Below are 19,234 nucleotides of genomic sequence, written 5' to 3'. Positions count from 1 at the left end.
GGTTTAAAAAAGCTTCTTATCGCTCGCTCCCAAAAGAGCGCCCCCGACCAATCCCAAGGTGACACAAAAGACCCCAAGGGCAAGCGAGAAGGGGTTGAGGATCTCATGTCGAATCAAGAAAAAGATTCCCGCGACAAAGATCAAATAGGCTAAAAGGCGATAGAGCGAGAGCGAGAGCCGCGTTCCCATCCAAAACCCCTCCAAGGAGAATCGCCTCTTGGGGGGTGCCCACTCTTTGAGTTTCTCGCGGCTGATCTCTTCATTCTCTAGAGGGAGGGGCGATTCCTCCTCTTCAAAGAGATCATAAGGATCTTCACGCCTCTTTATTTTAGCCTCCTCTAAAGCCACTAGCTCCTCCTCTTTGGAAGCCTCCAAAACACGCCTATAGTGACTCAAAAAGGTGGCGACCATTACAAGGAGTGAGCCAAAGAATCCAATGCTAAAATTGAGCCATGGCGAGAGGTTAAACGCCCAAAGTGCCACGCCCAATCCAAAAAGATAGCTAGCGCTTAGGGAGAGGAGAAGAGGGGGGAGTTTCTCTCTCATGAGGGGGTGGAATCCTTGGGATTCTTGTAGCTATATTTGGGATCGTCTTTGAGCTTTTCCATCTCTCTAAATTGCTGTTTGTAGGCTTTGTAGATATTGAGTCCTCCCGCGCTCACCCCCCAAAAAACTCCAAGCCACAAGAGCCACTCATAGCCAAACCACTTCCTCAAAAGCAGGCCAACACCCACCCCAATGGCGATGGCGATAACCACGGAGAAGCCCAAGGCGAGCTGGCTAAAGCCCATCACCGCCTCTTTGTATTTGGGTTCGTGAGGTTTTTTCTCTTCAGCCACGCCCAATCTCCTCTAAGGCCTCATCGATTTTAGCGATCACCTCATCCACAAGGGATTCGTCCATGCTCGCGCAGATAAAGCCCGTCTCAAATTGGGAGCAAGCCAGATAGACGCCTCTCTCTAGCATCGCTTGATGAAACTTCGCAAAGAGTGCGGTGTCAGATTGGAGCGCCTCTTCAAAGTTGCTCACGGGAGCGTGATTGAAAAAGAAGCCAAACATACTCCCCCTCACGGTTGTTTGGAGGGGAATCTGATGTTTTTGGGCACACTTTTTAAAGCCCTCCATGAGGCGAAGCGCCAGACTCTCTAGTCGCGAAAAGAGCGCCTCTCCTCCTTGCTTGATCTTGCGAATCGAGGCGATTCCTGCTGCCATGGCAACAGGGTTTCCGCTTAGTGTTCCAGCTTGATAGACCGCTCCTTCGGGGCTTAGGCACGCCATGATGTCGCTTCGCCCTCCAAAAGCGCCCACGGGCATTCCTCCGCCGATCACTTTTCCAAAGGTCGCCATATCGGGAATCACGCCATAAAGAGCTTGAGCCCCTCCAAAAGAGGCGCGAAAGCCACTCATCACCTCATCAAAGATGAGCACGCTTCCCTGCTCATCACAAAGCTTGCGAAGGCCTTGGATGAACTCCTGGGTTGCAGGGACGAGCCCCATATTGCCCGCGATAGGCTCTAGGATCACACAAGCCACACCAGAGCTCTTTTTGAAGCACTCCCTTACGCTCTCTAGGTCGTTGTAACGGGCTAGGAGGGTGTGCTTGGTGAAGCTTTGAGGCACGCCCGGAGAGCTTGGATTCCCAAAAGTAGCCAGGCCACTTCCTGCCTGCACCAAAAGGGCATCACTATGACCGTGGTAGCACCCCTCAAACTTGATGATATCATCTCTCCCCGTGTAGCCTCTAGCCAGTCGAATGGCGCTCATGGTCGCCTCGGTGCCGCTGCTGGTGAAGCGAATCTTCTCGATTCCTTCATAAAGCGCGATGATCTCTTTGGCAAGGAGGGTCTCAGAGGTGGTGGGAGCACCGAAGCTAAGGCCTCGCTTTATGGCCTCCTCCACGGCCTTTTGGATATCCAAATCGGCGTGCCCAAAGAGGAGCGGGCCCCAGCTTTGGACAAAGTCGATGTAGCGATTCCCATCTTCATCCACAAGATAGGAGCCTTTGGCCTCTTTGATGAAGGGGGGAGTGCCTCCCACGGCTCTAAAGGCTCGCACGGGTGAATTGACTCCGCCGGGAATCACCTGCTTGGCCTCATTGAAATCGTTGATGCTATTGATTCTTTCCATCATTGGCTCCTTTAGTGTAGAAAGTGGCGAACGCCTGTGAAGTAGAGCGCCATACCAAACTCATTGGCCGCTTGGATCACCTCATCATCTCGGATGCTCCCCCCTGGCTCAATCACCGCACTTACTCCTGCCTCGTGGGCGGCTTCGATGCTATCTTTGAAGGGGAAGAAGGCCTCGCTAGCGAGCACGGCTCCCTTCACCTCTAAGCCTGATTCTTTAGCCTTGGCTAGAGCAGCCTTGGAGGCGTCCACGCGGCTGGTCATTCCCATGCCCACGGCCACCATCGCGCTATCTTTGACATAGACCACGCAGTTGGATTTAACCAAAGCGGCCACCTTGTAAGCGATCTCTAGATCACGCTTTTGGGCGGGGGTCGCCTCGATTTGCCCCATGAGCTTGGCGCCTTGGATCTCCTCATCTTTGACTCTATCGGCCTCTTGAAAGACAAAGCCCCCCTCGATATGCTTGAAGTCGATCTCATCTCTAGGGAAGTTGAGGCGGTCTGCGCCGCACTCAAAGAGCTTGATTCGCTTCTTGGTTTCAAAGACAGCCAAGGCTTCGGGGGTGATGCGTCCAGCGACAATCACTTCGATGAAGATTTGGTTGATCTCTAGAGCGAGCCTCTCATCTAGCACCCCATTGATCGCGACCACGCCCCCGTAGGCTGAGATAGGATCGCAAGCCAATGCGGCCTGATAGGAGGAGAGGAGATTCTCTTTGATGGCGAATCCACAAGGATTCCCGTGTTTGATGATGCACACTGCAGGCGAATCTCCAAAGGCCGAAGCGATCTTAACCGCTCCGCTTAAGTCGGTGAAGTTGTTGAAACTCGCCTCGCCTTTAAGCGTCTTAAATGAGTCGCGCCAAAATCGCTCAAACTCATAAAGAGCACCCATTTGATGGGGATTTTCGCCATATCGTGTCATGCAGACGCGCTCCCCTACAAGGAATCGCTTCGCTCCAAAGCCATTATTGAATCGAGTGTTCATGTAGTTGGCGATGAGGCTATCATAGGCGGCGGTATGTTCAAAGGCGCGGATCATCATGTCGCGGCGAAACTCTTCATCATTCTCGCCCTTTTTGAGACTCTCAATGACGGAGGCGTAGTCCTTGGGATCGGTGATAATGAGTACATCACGATAGTTTTTGGCTGCGGCTCTCACCATGCTCGGACCGCCAATATCGATGTTTTCGATAATCTCCTCAAAGTCATCAGTGCGCTCTATGGTCGCTTTAAAGGGATAGAGATTGACGCAGACGATATCAATAGGCTCGATTCCATGCTCCTTTGCGGTCTTGACATCTTCTTTGAGGTGGCGCCGATGGAGGATTCCTCCATGGATTTTGGGGTGGAGGGTTTTGACTCTTCCCTCAAACATCTCAGGGCTTTGGGTGTATTCGCCCACCTCTTTGGCTTTGATGTTGTGTTCTTGGAGCAGTTTGAGCGTGCCTCCTGTGGAGAGGAGAGTGTAGCCTAGGGCGCAAAGCTCTTGGGCGAATTCGACGATTCCGGTTTTGTCGCTGACACTAAGTAGGGCGTTCATGTTGGAGGATTCCTTGGAATGGTTGGGGTGAATAGGGCAGATTATAGCCAAGAGGAGGTTAGAGAGAGCCTAAATATCGCTCCAAAATCACAAGGGCGCTAAGAGAATCAAGCTTCCCATCACGCCGATCTCTACTCCGCCCCCTAAGGAGCTCAAAAGCCTCTTTGGAGCTATAGGATTCATCTACAAAGCAGACTTCCCCTCTAAACTCTAGCAGTCCAATGAAATGGCGAATTCTTCGCTCCATCTCCTCGCTGCTACTGCCCTCTTTGGGGATTCCCGCCACCAGCTTTTGCGCCCCCTTTTCTTTAAGGAGGAGATCAAGGTCGCGTGCAGCTTGATGGCGATTTTTACGCAAGATAGGGTCGAGGGGGAGTGCCACTCCCGCAGCATATTGGGCGACCCCTAGGCGCTTTAGGCCAATATCCACAGCAATAATCATAGGGGCATGATCCTCCCCTCTTTGATGAGAATCTTTCCCTCTAGCTCATATTCAAAGATTCGCTCTCCAAAGCGCGCCACCGCCTCCTCGTAGCTTGGCAGGGTTTGAGCATAGAGGAGGAGATCATCTTTGCTCTTTTTAAGGGGCTTGGCTAGCTCTGGAAAGTGGCGCTCTAAGAGGGTTTGAGGGTTATAGAGAGGCAGGGCTAGCTCTCTTTCTAGGAGGGATTGGGTGCCTAGGCTCTCTTTGAGCCGATGGGGAAGGACATAGAGGGGTTTGCCAAGCTTGATGGCGGTGTGGGCGCTCTGCATGGAGCCGCTTTTTAAATCGGCTTGAGGGATGATGATGAGGCTGGAGAGAGCGATGATGAGGCGATTTCGCTCTAAAAAGGTGTAGCGCTTGGGCATAAAAGAGGATTCGTATTCGCTAAGCAGTAGCCCCTCTTTAGCGATTCTTTCGATTATAGGCTTGTGTGAGGGAGGGTAGGGGAGGTCTAGGCTGGAGGGAGAGATGAGAATCGTTGAGGGGAAGGCCGCCTCGTGCGCCAAAACATCAACTCCAAAAGCCCCTCCACTCACGACCACCACACCTCTCTCGCTCCAAAATCGTGCCAACTCGCGCGTCATGGCTTTGGTGTAAGCATTGGGGTGGCGCGTGCCTACGATAGCCACCTTGGGGCGCTTTAGAAGTGAAAGGTCTCCATGATAAAAGAGAGCTTTGGGCGGAGAGGGGAGAAGGAGAAGCTCTGGAGGGAGGGAGGGAAGAGGGAGAATCATGAACTCTTATCCACCAGATAGACCACGATCTCCTCGATAAATTTATGACGGCGATAGCCCTCCCTGTCTCCCTCGCCTTCGATCTTTTCGAGATGGTGAAGGAGGTTGTTTTCGCCCAAGAGGTGCTCGATTTCGGTGTCCTTGCCAAAACGATCGGTGTAGCGGCGAATCGTGAGGGGCCAGTTCACATCACTCTCGTGGAGACGGTTTTGGATCTCTTGGAGGTAGGCGATCTTAAGGAGGGAGGCGACCCGATCAATCCAGTAGGGAACCTCCATGTAGATGGAGAGGGTGAGCATCGCCCTTTTGGGCTCTCCATTAAAAGCGTAGCTCTTGGCGCGTTCGAATTTCTCTTCAAAATCTTTGCAGAAACTCTTGAACTCGGGTAGATTCTTGAGTGTTTCGTACTCCAGTGCGATCTCATAGACACGCTTGATGTTGTTCTTTTCGATGGCATCAAACATCAGTTTTTTCTGCTGCATCAAGATGAGGCGTTCTGTGACCGCGCGCTTGAATGGGGGGAAGTTGAGGAGGTATTTAGAGGCCTCTTCGGCCTGCTCAAATTTTCCACTCTTCTCAAGCTCAATGAAGTCGTCCATCATCTTTTCGCCAAGACTTAGGACCTTTTTATAAAGCTCGGTGTCGCGCAAGAAACCAAACTGATTAACCAGCGTGAAGTAGCCCTTAAAGTCTCGATTCTTTAGGAGCTGGTCGGCTTGGGTGAAGACTTTGGCATTTTTGAGGAGCTGAGAGATAAGTTCTTTTTTGAGACTTGTCTCAAAGGGCTTAAGAAGCATTTCGGCTTTTTTGAGGTTGAGGCCAGGATTCTCTTCAAGGAGTTTTTTGGCTTGGAGGAAGCTTTTATTCCAATGGGTCTCTAGTTCGGTGTAGGCAAGGGTTTTGGAGAGGAATTTCACCGTCAAGGTCATCTCGTAAGCCTTGGCAAAGTCTTTATGCTTGACGAGCTCAGCAAACTGTGTGACGACATCTTTTTGGGCAAGATAGAAGTCAAATTCGCGCTTCTTGCGTGCATCAATGACAAAAGGATCCACCAGCTCCACCGCCTCATCGATTCGATTCTCATTGAGCAAGGTGATGGATTGTTTGAGAATCTGAGGCCAATCCTCATCAAAGACCTTCATCATGGGGTGAATCGTGAGGAAGACATTCTTCTCCACTGTGTCTCGCGCCTTGCGATAATCTTTGACTTTGAGGCTGAGCTCTAGCTCCTCTTCGCCCACTTTGTGATCAACCACGAGAATCGTCCCATCCACTGAACCCACCCAGAGATGTTCGGAGACAAACTCCAAGGAGGCGATTCCTGAGGTCTCCGTCTTGATCTCTAGGATTCGGGCGTTCTCTTCAAGATTCATTACATAGAGCATATCTCCTCTTGTGCCTACAATGGCAAAGCGCTCATCAGGGCTGATCGCTAGGGCGCTAGGCCAAAAGCTAAAGGGATTCTCAACACTTAAAAGCTTCCTTTCCAAGAGATCATAGACCGCTGAGGCGCCATTGCGAAGAATCATGTAGAGCTTTTGGTCGCGGTCAAAAAAAGCGACTTTCTCGGCGACATCAGGGGTCTGGACTACGCATCGAGTCTTATTCCGCGCCACATCAAAGATGACAGTGAATTTGTCAAACCCTGAGCAAGCCAGCATCTCTGAATCGCTAGAGAAGGTGAGATCATTAATATACTCAGCGCGTGGAATGATAGAGCTAAGCAGCCTAAAGGTGGCGCTTTCAAAGATAAAAACCTTACCGTCTTGTCCGCCTGTGGCAAGGAATCGCCCATCAGGGCTAAAGGCAGAGCATTCGATATCCGAGTCATGCCAATGGATGATTGCCTTTTTGGCAAGGCTTTTCTCAAGCTCTAAAATGATGGCCTTTTTGGTGCCAATAAAAGGGACGCAAAAGTACTCTTTAGGGGCGATGCTGTAGGCGTTGGAGTAGCGGTGGGGGAGCTCGGTATTTTTGGTGAGCTGGATGCTTTTGAGTACACTAAAGCTAGTCGAATCAATCAAGGTTAAAAAATAGGCACTATCCAAGGCGGCCACGAAAGAGGAGGTGCTAGAGATGGCTAGGGCGCTTCCTTCGAGCTGGATAAGACGCTTGATATTCAACATGGATTCACTCGCTTATTCTGACAAGTTGTGACCATTTTATCATCTTTTCATAAGAATGAGTAGGGTTTAGGGGAGGCTTAGAGGGCGAGAAGAGGGCTTTGCGAGAAAAATCATAAGGAGATTTATGGCTTGAAAAGATCCTTTACATAGACAAACTCCACCTCCTCTTTGAGATGGCTTGACCCTCTGAGTGCTTGAAAAGTCTCGGCATGAGGGTGTCCAATGGCAATCGCATAGCCTCGCTTTTTGGCAATTTTGACCGCCTCTTGGAGCTGTTTTTTGATATAGGAAATCGAGCGTTCATTGTCTAAAAATACATCGCGAGAGAGGAGAAGTTTCCCCTCCTCTTCAAAAATCTGCGGCGCCTTGGAGTAGGGAGTGGTGCGACTATCCACAAAAGTAAGATTCTCCTCTTCTAAAACCTTGAGAAATCGCCGCATCGCGGGGAGGTTTTCGGTGAATTTGCTTCCTGTGTGGTTATTGAGGTGAGTGAGACGAGGGAAATCTCGCTTGAGTGCTTTGATTTTAGCCTCAATCTTCTCTTCTTTGTCTTCGATTCGGAGCCACTCATGCTCCTTTTGATAAAACTCACGCGCCTCTAGGGGGAGGTGCACCATGAAAAAATCAAACTCTTTAGCGATCTCGTGGCTCTTGGGGTTGAATTTTCCCTTGGGAAAAATGGAGGGAGTCACCCTAAAAGGGAGCTTTTTGATCTCCTCGGCTTGGGGCATAAAGCCCACATCATCAATAATAATGGCCAATCTCGGCTTGGAGCCTAAAGGGAGTGCCAAGGGGGCGGCCTTGGGTTTTTTGGGTGCAAGAAGCGTTTGGGGTTCGCTCACCTTGGGAGGAGGGGCTGGCGTGAGTAAGGCAAGCTTGTCGGGCTCATTGGACAGAGAAGGAGGTGTGTGGGGCTCCTCTTTGGGGAGGTTTTTGGAGGCGAGCTCTTCAAGCAGGGCAAGATTCTTGTCAATGAGCTGCTCCGTCTTTGGTTCAGGAGCCAAAGGGGAGGGGGAAATTTGGGCTTTGGGAGGAGTGGCAGGGGGAAATTTAGGGTGCTCTAGCTTCTCTTTGGGGGCGGGTGCAGAGAAGGCGTTAAAGAGAGCATATCCTCCAAAAATTCCCAAAAGTAGGGCGGAGATGATGATGGCAAAAAGAATGCCTTTGTCGATCTTTCGAGGGGAATTTTTGGGATTGGAGGCGGTGCGGGGGTTTTTGGACACACGCCTCTTGGGGGTGGGGGAGATTCGCTTTTTGGCGGCCAAGAGCTAGGAGTTCTTTCCTAGGACGATCTCGACCTCTAGGGTGTCGATTTGTTGATTGGAATCGGCCTTAATTTCAATCTTTTCAGCGTGAGTGTATTTTTTGATCACCTCTAAAATCTCGCGTTTCATCTCCTCTAAGTAGGGGAGGTTGACCGCTCGCTCATGCGCCAGGACGAGCTTTAGGCGATCAGAAGCCGATTTGGCGCTACTCTTCTCTTTGCCAAAAAACTTATCCAAGAAGCTCATGAGAAGAGCCTCTTGATAGCCGAAAGGATTCCGCTTTTGCTTTTGAGCTCAGGGAACTCCACGCTCTCACCCAAGATTCGTTTAGCGATTCTTTTGTAGGCGAGACCTGAGATGGAAGTGCCATAAATGACGGGCTCGCCTGAGTTGGTGGCGCTCACTACGCGCTCATCTTCAGGCACCACACCAATGAGGGGGAGGGCGAGGATATTGAGGACATCATCAATACTCATCATCTCTCCACGTTCGACCATTTCAGGCTTGATTCGGTTGATGATGATGTGCTTTTCCACCTCGTCTCCCTGCTTGGCCTTTTCACTCTTGGCGTCAATGATCCCAATCACCCTATCGGCGTCTCTCACGGAACTCACTTCGGGTGTGGAGATGATGAGGGCCCTATCAGCGAGGAAGACCGCGTGCTCAAAGCCGCCCTCAATTCCTGCAGGAGAATCGAGCAGCACAAAGTCAAACTCTCGCTTGAGAGCATCGATGAGGGCGCGCACCTTCTCCTTGTCGAGGATATTTTTATCTTTGGATTGGCTGGCAGGAAGGAAGTAGAGATTCTTGGTCTTTTTGTCGTTGATGAGGGCTTGGGAGAGATTGCATTTTCCCTCCATCACATCCACGACATCATAAACGATACGATTCTCTAAACCCAAAATCATGTCAAGATTGCGCAGACCAATATCAAAGTCAACGGCCACAACGCGCTTGCCCTCTTGGGCTAAGCCCACGGCGATATTGGCGCAGGTGGTGGATTTACCCACCCCTCCTTTGCCTGAGGTGACGGTGATCACAATACCCATTAAAAGACCCTCTTTGTTGGCTGGATTAGTTTCGGTTTTTATCGATGATTTTGTTCGCACCGATCCAAGGCATCATGGCTCGGAGGCGCTCGCCTGTTTGCTCGATGGGGTGGGCGGCAAGATTTTTGCGCTCCGCGTTCATTCGTGCATAACCCGCTTTTCGCTCTAGGATGAAATCTTTGGCAAATCGTCCCTCTTGAATGTCTTTAAGAATCTCTTTCATGGCAGCCTTGGAGGTCTCGTTGACCACTCGGGGGCCACTCACCATATCGCCATATTCGGCGGTGTTGGAGACGGAGTATCTCATATCAGAGAGGCCTCCTTGGAAGATGAGGTCAACGATGAGTTTGAGCTCATGGAGGCACTCAAAATAGGCCATCTCTTCGGGGTAGCCCGCTTCAACGAGCGTTTCAAAGCCTGCTTTGACAAGCGCGGTAACGCCACCGCAAAGTACCGCTTGCTCTCCAAAGAGGTCAGTCTCGGTCTCATCTTTGAAGGTGGTTTCGATAATTCCTGTTCGTCCGCCGCCAATCGCGCTTGCATAACTCAAGCAGATCTCTTTGGCGATTCCGCTGGCGTTTTGCTCTACGGCGATAAGGTCGGGAATCCCGCCTCCTTTGACAAATTCGCTTCGCACAGTATGGCCAGGAGCCTTAGGGGCGATCATGATGACATCCACACCCTTGGGAGCTTTGATTTGACCGAAATGGACATTGAATCCATGGCCAAAAGCGATCGCTTTGCCCTCGGAGAGATTGGGAAGAATATCGCGCTCAAAAACCTCAGCCTGAAGCTCATCAGGGATCAAAATCATGATCACATCGGCGTATCGGCTCGCCTCAGCGACCTCCATCACTTTGAAGTTTTTCGCCTCCGCCTTGCTCCAAGAGCTGCCTCCTTTATGAAGTCCAATCACCACTTCAACGCCGCTATCTCGGAGGTTTTCAGCGTGTGCGTGCCCTTGAGAACCAAAGCCAACCACTGCGACTTTTTTGCTTCGAATCAAATCAAGATTGCAATCTTTGTCATAATAAACGCTAAGTGCCATGTGAAGGGTCCTTTGTATGAGTTTGAAGTTGTGCAAATTAGGGAAAATCGAGTCAAAACTATAAGTGAAAAATTATATTAGATAGAAACTTAGCAACCACTTTATGGCGTTGGGCATGCCCGTATATGTGTTATAATTCCCCTCGTTATTGGGTTTTGGTGTCAAAACCTGCATCTTTTGAAGCGCAAATTGAGGAGAGTAGCATGACGAGTGAGAAGATGCACCAAGAGGTGCAATTTGTGTTTGAGAAGATGTTAGAGCTCCTTGATGAGGTTGCTTCCGCTCTAAAACCACAATTTCTCGGCCTTAGAGAGGTTTTCACTCAGGGCAAACTGGACAAAGAGCGAGTGAAAAGCCTCCTCTCCTCCTCTCCTCTTAAAGAGCAGATTCCCGAGCTTGTCAAGGCCTTCTCGCTCTATAATATGCTCCTTAATATTGTCGAAGAGCGTCATAGTGTCGATTCGGATGCGATGGGGCTCATTGAGGGGATGATTAAGGAATTAAAAGCCGAAGGGTATGAGAGGGATGATGTATTAGAAGTGCTCGAAGAGCTTCGATTCTACCCCGTATTCACGGCTCACCCCACCGAATCGCGCCGCCGAACCTTTTTGGAATCGCATCATGAAATCAGCACCGATTTGGAGAGAATCTTTCACCAAGGGGACGCCAAAGAGGCACACGAACATCTACGCTACCGCCTGATGCTTCTTTGGAAGAGCCATCTGGTGCGCAATGAGAAGATTGAAGTGCTTTTTGAGCTGGACAACCTGCTCTATATCATCGAGAGCTCGATGCTCAAAAGCGCGGTGAAGGTCTGCTCTGAGGTGGAGCGGTTGGTAGAGGCTCCGCTTAAACGCTCGCCTATTCGTCTTGGGAGCTGGATTGGGGGCGATCGAGATGGAAATCCCTATGTCACCAACGAGGTGATGACGAGAGTGATGAAGATTCAACATGAGATGATCATCTCCCACTATATTGGCAAAATTGAGCGTCTCATCCGCGAACTCTCTATCGCTTCTGACCTTTGCGAGCCCTCCTTGGGCCTCCTTGAGTCGCTAGAGAGAGAATCGAGCGAGCTAGAGAATTCAGCGGCAAAGCTCCACAAAAATGAGCCTTTTAGAGCCAAGCTTATCCTTATGAAAAAGAAGCTCCAAAATCGCCTCATCTTTGTCAATTACGCCAGCGATATGGAATTTGTCTATAAAACCCCCAAAGAGCTTATCGAAGATATTGACCTTGTTTTGGAGAGCCTTGATTCGTTAAGTGGCAAATACCTTAGAGAGTTTAGAAACCTCGTTCTTTTGACAGGTTTTCACCTTATGAAGCTAGACTTTAGAGAGCATCGAGATGCCATCAGGGACGCCATCAGCGAGATTTTTTCTCTTCTTGGCTACTCTGATAGCGACTTTGGACAGCTCCCCCCTTCCAAGCGAGCAGAGATTTTGGATAGAGCCTTGAGCCTTCCTCGCCTCAATCTCAATGCTCTTCTGGGTAGGGTGAGCCACCAAAGCGAAGAGATCATCAGCGCCTTTTTGCGCATCGAATGGGCTAAAGGGAATATCAGCGAGGAGATTATTGATAGCTTTATCATCTCCATGACTCAAGATTCCACCGATCTTTTGGCGGTGCTTTGGCTGGCTAAACAGAGTGGGTTGTGGAGAGAGGGGCAGAGAACAAGAATCTCCATCTCGCCTCTTTTTGAGACGATTGAGGATTTGCAAAAGGCGGGGATGATTATGGAGGAGCTTGCCAAAAATCCCCACTACGCGCTCTATCTCAGGGATCATCAAGGAATTCAAGAGATCATGATTGGCTACTCTGATTCGAGCAAAGATGGGGGAATCTTCACGAGCAACTTCTCCCTCAATCGCGCTGTCTATCACCTCACCGAGTTAGAGGAGAAGCTGGGAATCAAGTTTCGTCTCTTCCACGGTCGAGGAGGAAGCGTGAGTCGTGGCGGCGGAACTTTGGAATCAGCCCTCATGGCCTCTCCAGCCAAAAGTGTGGCAGGAGTGCTCAAAACCACCGAGCAGGGCGAAGTGATCAGCTCCAAATATCTCAATCCGCTCATCTGTGATTTCAACTTCTCAAGCACCATCGCCGCCCTCCTTAAAAAGTCGGTCTATGATCGCTTTGGCAAACGGATCGATTGTGGGAAGAGCGACCGCTTCACTTCGGTGATGCAAGGGGTTAGCGAGGCCTCCTATAAGGCCTATCGTCGTTTGGTTTATGAGACGGAGGGCTTTATGGATTACTTCAAGGAGGCCACCCCTATTGGCTTCATCCAAAAGCTCAACATCGGTTCTCGCCCCTCTAAGCGCAAAGAGACCCATCGTGTAGAGGATCTAAGGGCGATTCCTTGGGTCTTTGCCTGGACGCAGAATCGGAGCATTATTCCTGCGTGGTTTGGGGTTGGCTCAGGACTGGAAAGCGTGGCGCTTGCGGGAGGAGAAGAAATTCTTAAAGAGTGCTATGGGGAGTGTCCTTTTTTCAAAACCACACTCGATAATATCGCCCAAGCCTTGCTCAAGGTGGACTTGGATGTGGCTTCGCTCTACAATGAATTCGTAGAGGACGGGGAGGTTAGGGAGCGGATTTGGGGTATGATCCAAGAGGAGTATCAAAAGACGCTTCACTGGATTCTCTATGTGCGGGGCGAGCGCGAACTCTTGGAGAACGAGCGGGTTTTGCGGGAATCGATTCTTTTGCGCCGACCCTATCTCACTGCGCTCAATCTTTTCCAAATTGAGCTCATCAAGAAGTATCGTGCCTCAAGCTACGAAAAGCAGCAAGAGCGAATCATTGAGCAGATCTCTTCGACCATTGTAGGGATTGCTCAAGGGGTGAGAAACACGGGTTGAGGGATTCAAGGAGTGTATAATAAATTTATTATAAACTATAAAAGATTTGAAGCTTGAGCAAGGAATAAGCGCTATGAACGAAGATATTATTAGACAGATCAAGTCCCTTCCCCCGATGCCTGATGCGGTGCGACAGATTCAGCTCATTTGCAACAACCCGAGTTCAAGTGTCGCCGACCTCATTAAGGTGGTCGAAAAGGACCCTCCGCTCACGGCTAACCTGCTCAAAGCAGCCAATTCACCCTTGTATGGATTCTCTCGTGAAATCACCACGATCGCCCAAGCGGTCACCCTTTTTGGGATGGCAACGGTGAAGGGGTTTGCGATTGCTAGCGCGGTGAAGAGTAGCTTCAAAATGGATCTCTCCCCCTATGGGCTCACCGCAGCAGACTTCATCCGAATCTCTGAAGAGCAGAGTGGATTCATGGTGCGATGGTTTGGGAGGGTCAATCGAGGGATGCTCGATATTCTCGCACCCGCCTCTTTTCTGCTGGAGATTGGGGTGGTGGTTTTGAGTGAGCAGGCTAAACAGACAGGACGATCAAGAGAGTTACACGAGCGACTTTTGGGTCGAGGAGAGACACCTGTGAGTGAAGTGGAGAAGGAGTTTTTTGGAATGAGCTCCTTTGAGGTGGCCGCACTCTTGTTTGAGCATTGGAATTTTGAGGAGATGATGACCAGCGCCATCGCTCATATTCAAAATCCTGCCCAAGCCCCAGAGAAGACGCGCCCCTACGCCTATCCTTTGGCACTAGTGCGTATGATCATTTCGCTCTATGAGGCTTACACTCCTGATCGCCTAGAGGCAGCTAGAGGGTTGCTTGCGGAAGCGGGACTCAAAGAGGAGGGCTTCATGGAAGCCATTCCTCTTGAGAGACGACCCAAGAGCTCATGAGAGAGTTCCTCACCACTCTTGCTTTGGGGATAAAAACCAAAGACATTCCGCGATCCTTCCTCGCTCTAGTGGAAACCCTTCGAGAAAAAGGTGCTTTGCAAGCCAAGGGAGAGCGAATCTTTTTAGATTTGGCTTTTCGCGTGGGAGTGCTGGACATCTCTAGGGAAGGGGTTGGGTTTTTAGAGAGCTTTGGCTCTAGCGGCAAAGACCTGTTGATTCAAAAATCTGATCTCAAGGGAGCCTTTAAGGGCGATGTGGTCTTGGCTAGGAGGGTTTACTCTCACAAAGGGGGTCGTCCAAGCGCTAAAGTGGTGGAGGTATTGGAAAAAAAGAACGCCATTCTTGTCGCCTACCTTGATCAACATGCGGGGAGAATCGAAGCTTTAGATATCAAAAATGGACTCTCGCTCCCCCTCAATGCTTCCGCCAAATCACTCAAAGCCTTGCCTCCTCAAACCGTGATTCGTCTTGATGTGAGAGAGGGAAGAATCATTGAGGTTTTGGGGGTTTTGAGTGACCCAAGGGTGGATGAGAAGATCTCCTTGGCGCTCTTTAACAAGAGTGAGCCCTTCCCTAGGGAGTGTGAGGAGCAGGCGGAGAGTTTTGGCCGCAAGGTGGAGGCATCGATGTATCCCGCGCGCCAAGATTTTCGCTCACTCCCTTTTTGCACCATCGACCCTATTGATGCCAAAGATCACGATGATGCCGTCTATTTTGACGCTAAAGAGTCGATTCTCTATGTGGCGATTGCCGATGTGAGCGAGTATGTCACCCCTCACTCCCCTATCGACAAAGAGGCGCGAGTGCGAGGGTTCACGATCTATCTGCCACACAAAAGCATCCCCATGCTTCCAAGGAATCTCAGTGAGAATATCTGCTCGCTCAAACCCCAAGAGGATAGGCTCGCCTATGTCTGGAAGATTCGCCTCCATAAGCGCACCGCCCTGCCGCTCAAAGCCGAGCTTCACGAGGCGATCATCCGCTCCAAACAGAAGCTAAGCTATGAGGAGGTGGATGAGTTTTTGGAGGAGCCCAAGGCTAATAGCACGATCTTAAAAGAGCTTCAAGAGCCCCTTTTGAATCTCTACGCACGAACCAAAAAACTCCGTGCCAAGCGCCTAGAGAGAGGTTATGAGTTTTTTAACGAGGAGAATCGACTCCTTATGGATGAGAATCTCAATCTCATCTCTATCGTGAGCGAGAAGGAGACCCCCTCGCATTCGCTCATTGAAGAGTGCATGCTTTTGGCGAACATCTATAGCGCCAAGCACTTAGAGAAAGGAATCTTCCGCGTTCACGAAGAGCCCAAGCTCGAAAAGATTGAGGAGCTGCTTTGGGATCTGAGGTCACTTGGCTTAGAGGCCAAACCCAAAGAGACGCTTCATGCGACGATTGCTACGATTCAAAAAGAGGCAGAGGCGAAGGGAATCCGCACCGAGGTGGATCGAATGATCATCCGATCGCAGGCGCAAGCCCGCTACTCACACCAAAAGATAGGCCATTTTGGCCTTGGGTTTGAGGAGTATAGCCACTTCACCTCACCTATTCGCCGCTATTCCGACCTTGTTCTTCATCGACTGCTCAAAGCAGAGCTTAAAGGCGAGAAGAGAAAGATGGAGTTTTATCTCGATGCTTTGGCGCCTTTGTGCGATTCGCTGAGCGCTTTGGAGCGCGAGAGCGCGAGAGTGGAGATGGACTACAAAGATAGAAAATACGCTCGCTTGGCACTAGAGAGACTTGGAGAGGTAGTCGAGGCAGTGGTGGTGGACGAGGAGAGTCCGCCCCTAGCTAGAGCAGAGGGCTTTTTAAAAGGGGCGAGAATCGTGCTTGGCAAGGGTTTGGTCGAGCGCCTCTCTAGGGTGAGGGTTCGCCTTATGGATGTGGATGTGGCGAGTGCTAAAATCTATGGCAAAGTGGTGGGAATCATCAAGGAGAAGCGTGTACAAACGGGAGTTTGATACTCTTTTGGCCTCAGGCAAGATTCCTAGGGCGCTTTTTCTATACGGGGAGAACCCCTTTTTAATCGGCTATTATGGAGCGCGTGTGGTGGAGCGACTCTCTCTTTTGCCCGAAGAGAAAAACTCCTTCTATTTTGGCGAGTATGAGTTTCAAGCTCTCAAAGGAATCCTGGCCCAATCCTCGCTTTTTGGGGATAGAAGCTTTGTTTTGTTGAGATTGGAAAAGAAGCTTCCCAAAAAAGAGATCGATGCCCTTTTGGGGGCACTAGAGAAGAATCCTAGTGCCTATTGGCTGATTGAGTTTTACAAAGCAGAGAATAAAAGCGCCACGGAATACTCCCAAGACTGCAAGGCGATGGCGGGCTCTTTTAAGGGGAATGAGCGTGCTGAGGTGCGATTTTTTGATCCTAACCAAGGCGAATCGCTCGCTATTTTAAGGGAGCGAGCGCTCTCTCTTGGCATGGAGGTGGAGGATCGATGGCTTCTTTCGCTTTGGATGGTGCAAAACCAAGAGCTAGGGCTTGCCTATAATGAGCTAGAGAAGTTCGCTCTGCTGGGCAGAAAGCCTGAGATGCGAGATATTGAGAGACTCTCTTATGGCTTGGGGAGCGTGAGCGTTGAGGAGCTTTGCGTGGCGCTTTTGGAGAAAAAAGAGGCGCTCAAGATCGCTTTAGCTCTAGAAGAGGAGGGGATTGAGGAGATGGCGCTTTGTGGCGAGATGGAGCGATTCTTTTATCAGCTTTTTCTCTTTTATGCGCACATTCGAGTTCATGGAAACAGCGATTCATCTGAGATTTTAGGATACAAGCTTCCCAAAATGATCGAAGAGAAGAAGGCAAGAGCGGCGATTGGGCTTAAAGAGGCACACTTTTTTAGGATTTTCACAGCTCTTCAGGAGTGGAGGGAGAAGATCATGCAGGGACGGAGCCGAGGGAGAGGGTTATTCTTAGCGTTAATTAAAATTCAAGCAATTCTTTAATATAATCCGCCCCTTAATCCTTGCTCTTTTGACACTGTTACAAAAGGGCTAAATCCAAAAGGAGTTTTATGCGACATTACGAAACGATGTTTATCGTTAAGCCCACGTTGACCCCTGAAGAGATCGTCGAGAAAATCAATTTTTATAAAGAGGCGATCATCAAGAATGGCGGAGAAATCTGCGCCACTCAAGACATGGGGATGAGAAACCTCGCGTATGAAATCAACAAAAACAAGCGCGGTTACTACTTTGTTGTCTACTTCAAATCTGCCCCTTCTTTGGTGATTGAGCTAGAGCGACTCTACCGAATCAATGAAGATATCTTGCGATTTATTGTCATTAAATATGAAAGCAAAAAAGAGCAAAACGCTTGGAACACTATGGTCGATAAGGTTAACAAAAAAGCTGAAGCTCCAAAGAGCGCTCCTGTAGCAGCTCCAGAGACAGCTCCTGTAGCTCCCGAAGCGACCCCAGAAGCCTAAACCCCACCAAGGAGGAGCCTCATGTACAACAAGGTCATCTTAGTCGGCAACCTCACCCGAGACGTCGAGTTGCGCTATCTGCCCAGCGGAAGTGCCTTAGCCAAAATTGGAATTGCGACGAATCGACGCTTTAAAAAGCAGGATGGGAGCCAGGGGGATGAGGTCTGCTTTGTGGACGTGAATCTCTTTGGGCGCACGGCTGAGATCGCCAATCAGTACTTGAAAAAAGGTTCTAAAATTTTGATCGAAGGGCGCTTGGTCTTAGAGAGCTGGACGGATCAAAGCGGTCAAAAACGCTCCAAACATAGCGTGACGGCGGAGAGCCTCCAGATGCTTGATAGCAAGGGAGCCTCCCAAGGAGGGTATGAAGGAGAGGATTACTCCTCTTATGATTCAACCCCCTCTTATGGTGCGACCTCTTCGGCCAAATCAGCTCCCAATACACAAGCTCCTTATAAAGAGCCCCAAATTCCCGAAATCAACATCGATGACGATGAAATACCCTTTTAGAAAAAAATAGAGAGGAAAAACCCTATGGCAGAAAAGAAAAGATATTCCAAGCGGTATTGCAAGTACACTGAAGCCAAAATCGAGTTTATCGATTATAAAGATGTAGAGATGCTCAAGCACTCTTTGTCTGAGCGATATAAAATCATGCCCCGACGCCTCACAGGTAACTCCAAGCGCTGGCAAGAGCGAGTCGAGGTAGCCATCAAGCGTGCCCGACACATGGCGCTCATTCCCTATATCATCGATCGCAAAAAAGTGGTCGAGAACCCTTTTAAGATCTAACCTCTTTTTCCTGATCCTCCTAAGACCGACTGATGGTAACCTTCAGCTCGGCGGGGGGAGCATAAAAGATTGCCCCACTCACAATCCCCGAAATCCCTTCCATGATATACTCTTCAAAGAATCGTGCCTCTGTATTGGTCACTGCCAGCAGCGCTATTTCAGGCTTTAAGCCTTGAATCTTGGAGCATATTTTTTTAAGAGAGCTGGGGGAAAATCGATCTAGCTGGAGGGCGTCCACCTCAAACTGCATCGCCTCTAACGCCTCTTTTTCGCTTCTTGCCTCTAGGATGATTTTTTTGCCCGGTAGAGCGGCTTTGATTTGAGAGATTTGATTCCTTGCCTCCTCTTTGCTTTTGAAGAGCTTGAGGTGTTCAGGATAGATGAGAATTGAATCAGAAAGCCCTAATCGATGAGGCATCGCTCCTCCGCTTAGAGCCGCTTTGGAGGCAAATTTTCTTGTGGAGGGGATGCTTTGGGTATTAAAGAGTAGAGCGATGGGAAGAGCGCTCTCTTTGAGCTTTTGAGTGAAGCGATCCGCTAGGGTAGAGACTCCACAACAATACTCAAGCAGCCCTTGGGCGGCTCGCCATCCAAGCATGATATTCTCGCACTCTCCCTCGGCCACTAAGAGCACCTCTCCCTTGCCAAGGCGATCGCCTGAGCGCGAGATGAGGGAGGCTTTGGAGCCCGTGAGCTCAAAGATTCTCACCGCCTCTTCGGTGCACGAGGAGATGATGTCGTTTTTGGCGATGATGACAATTTCGGTGTGGCGATTCTTCACTCCTAGGACTTGCGTGGTCAAATCCCCAAAAGGGGCGTTCTCTTCTAAAATTTTTTCAAGCTGAGAATCGAGAATATAAGACAAGTGAACCTCCCTTTTTTGCTATACT

Annotated in this window: 19 protein-coding genes; 7 read left to right on the top strand and 12 right to left on the bottom strand. The window is 49.9% G+C overall.

The features are described 5' to 3' along the window. Window positions 1–3 precede the first annotated feature (3 nt). From WS_RS08870 to ilvC, 11 genes are all read right to left on the bottom strand, one after another. Entirely contained in the window at window positions 4–546 is a 543-nt protein-coding gene (locus tag WS_RS08870; RefSeq protein WP_011139681.1) for a hypothetical protein, read from the bottom strand. Further along, complete coding sequence (locus tag WS_RS08865; RefSeq protein ID WP_041571895.1) at window positions 543–839, bottom strand: AtpZ/AtpI family protein; 297 nt, start codon at window positions 837–839, stop codon at window positions 543–545. Before WS_RS08865 ends, WS_RS08870 begins: the two co-directional genes overlap by 4 nt. After that, window positions 832–2,127 carry a glutamate-1-semialdehyde 2,1-aminomutase gene (gene hemL / locus WS_RS08860; protein WP_011139679.1) on the bottom strand — a complete coding sequence of 432 codons (1,296 nt, stop codon included), beginning with the start codon at window positions 2,125–2,127 and terminating at the stop codon, window positions 832–834. Before hemL ends, WS_RS08865 begins: the two co-directional genes overlap by 8 nt. Before the next feature lie 11 nt (window positions 2,128–2,138). Beyond that, complete coding sequence (gene purH / locus WS_RS08855) at window positions 2,139–3,671, bottom strand: bifunctional phosphoribosylaminoimidazolecarboxamide formyltransferase/IMP cyclohydrolase (RefSeq protein ID WP_011139678.1); 1,533 nt, start codon at window positions 3,669–3,671, stop codon at window positions 2,139–2,141. Between the two features lie 58 nt (window positions 3,672–3,729). Beyond that, window positions 3,730–4,113 (bottom strand): Holliday junction resolvase RuvX, encoded by a 384-nt coding sequence (gene ruvX, locus WS_RS08850; RefSeq protein ID WP_011139677.1) that lies wholly within the window; start codon window positions 4,111–4,113, stop codon window positions 3,730–3,732. Further along, entirely contained in the window at window positions 4,110–4,889 is a 780-nt protein-coding gene (locus WS_RS08845; RefSeq protein WP_011139676.1) for a DNA processing protein DprA, read from the bottom strand. The genes ruvX and WS_RS08845 overlap by 4 nt, the downstream gene beginning before the upstream one ends. Next, a complete protein-coding gene (locus WS_RS08840; RefSeq protein WP_011139675.1) occupies window positions 4,886–7,015 on the bottom strand; it encodes a WD40 repeat domain-containing protein in 2,130 nt (709 codons plus the stop codon). Before WS_RS08840 ends, WS_RS08845 begins: the two co-directional genes overlap by 4 nt. A gap of 122 nt (window positions 7,016–7,137) precedes the next feature. Beyond that, window positions 7,138–8,280 carry a divergent polysaccharide deacetylase family protein gene (locus WS_RS08835; RefSeq protein ID WP_049770681.1) on the bottom strand — a complete coding sequence of 381 codons (1,143 nt, stop codon included), beginning with the start codon at window positions 8,278–8,280 and terminating at the stop codon, window positions 7,138–7,140. A 3-nt stretch (window positions 8,281–8,283) separates the two neighbouring features. Then, complete coding sequence (gene minE, locus WS_RS08830; RefSeq protein ID WP_011139673.1) at window positions 8,284–8,526, bottom strand: cell division topological specificity factor MinE; 243 nt, start codon at window positions 8,524–8,526, stop codon at window positions 8,284–8,286. Beyond that, window positions 8,523–9,329, bottom strand: a complete 807-nt coding sequence (gene minD / locus WS_RS08825) for a septum site-determining protein MinD (RefSeq protein WP_011139672.1) — start codon at window positions 9,327–9,329, stop codon at window positions 8,523–8,525. Before minD ends, minE begins: the two co-directional genes overlap by 4 nt. A gap of 25 nt (window positions 9,330–9,354) precedes the next feature. Further along, on the bottom strand, window positions 9,355–10,377 hold the full coding sequence (ilvC, locus tag WS_RS08820; RefSeq protein WP_011139671.1) for a ketol-acid reductoisomerase: 1,023 nt from the start codon (window positions 10,375–10,377) through the stop codon (window positions 9,355–9,357). 203 nt (window positions 10,378–10,580) lie between these two features. On the opposite strand from ilvC, the gene WS_RS08815 reads away from it, so the two are divergent. The 7 genes from WS_RS08815 (at window position 10,581) to rpsR (ending at window position 18,344) form a co-directional block, all read left to right on the top strand. Beyond that, window positions 10,581–13,238, top strand: coding sequence for a phosphoenolpyruvate carboxylase (locus WS_RS08815; protein WP_011139670.1), 2,658 nt, complete (start codon window positions 10,581–10,583; stop codon window positions 13,236–13,238). Window positions 13,239–13,311: 73 nt separating this feature from the next. Beyond that, window positions 13,312–14,133 (top strand): HDOD domain-containing protein, encoded by an 822-nt coding sequence (locus WS_RS08810; protein ID WP_011139669.1) that lies wholly within the window; start codon window positions 13,312–13,314, stop codon window positions 14,131–14,133. Beyond that, on the top strand, window positions 14,130–16,091 hold the full coding sequence (locus WS_RS08805; protein WP_011139668.1) for a ribonuclease R family protein: 1,962 nt from the start codon (window positions 14,130–14,132) through the stop codon (window positions 16,089–16,091). The genes WS_RS08810 and WS_RS08805 overlap by 4 nt, the downstream gene beginning before the upstream one ends. Then, a complete protein-coding gene (locus WS_RS08800) occupies window positions 16,072–17,070 on the top strand; it encodes a DNA polymerase III subunit delta (RefSeq protein WP_041571894.1) in 999 nt (332 codons plus the stop codon). The genes WS_RS08805 and WS_RS08800 overlap by 20 nt, the downstream gene beginning before the upstream one ends. 68 nt (window positions 17,071–17,138) lie before the next feature. Next, on the top strand, window positions 17,139–17,552 hold the full coding sequence (gene rpsF / locus WS_RS08795; RefSeq protein WP_011139666.1) for a 30S ribosomal protein S6: 414 nt from the start codon (window positions 17,139–17,141) through the stop codon (window positions 17,550–17,552). A gap of 21 nt (window positions 17,553–17,573) precedes the next feature. Continuing rightward, complete coding sequence (locus WS_RS08790) at window positions 17,574–18,062, top strand: single-stranded DNA-binding protein (protein WP_011139665.1); 489 nt, start codon at window positions 17,574–17,576, stop codon at window positions 18,060–18,062. Between the two features lie 24 nt (window positions 18,063–18,086). Next, window positions 18,087–18,344: a 30S ribosomal protein S18 gene (gene rpsR / locus WS_RS08785; RefSeq protein ID WP_011139664.1), complete on the top strand. Its 258-nt coding sequence runs from the start codon at window positions 18,087–18,089 to the stop codon at window positions 18,342–18,344. A 19-nt stretch (window positions 18,345–18,363) separates the two neighbouring features. On the opposite strand, the gene modD is transcribed toward rpsR, so the two are convergent. Next, window positions 18,364–19,209 carry a ModD protein gene (gene modD, locus WS_RS08780; RefSeq protein ID WP_011139663.1) on the bottom strand — a complete coding sequence of 282 codons (846 nt, stop codon included), beginning with the start codon at window positions 19,207–19,209 and terminating at the stop codon, window positions 18,364–18,366. Window positions 19,210–19,234: the final 25 nt, after the last annotated feature.

This window comes from Wolinella succinogenes DSM 1740 (assembly GCF_000196135.1).
Lineage (GTDB): Bacteria > Campylobacterota > Campylobacteria > Campylobacterales > Helicobacteraceae > Wolinella > Wolinella succinogenes.
Note: the sequence above shows the minus strand (reverse complement) of the source record. Positions and strands in the feature narration are given on the sequence as shown.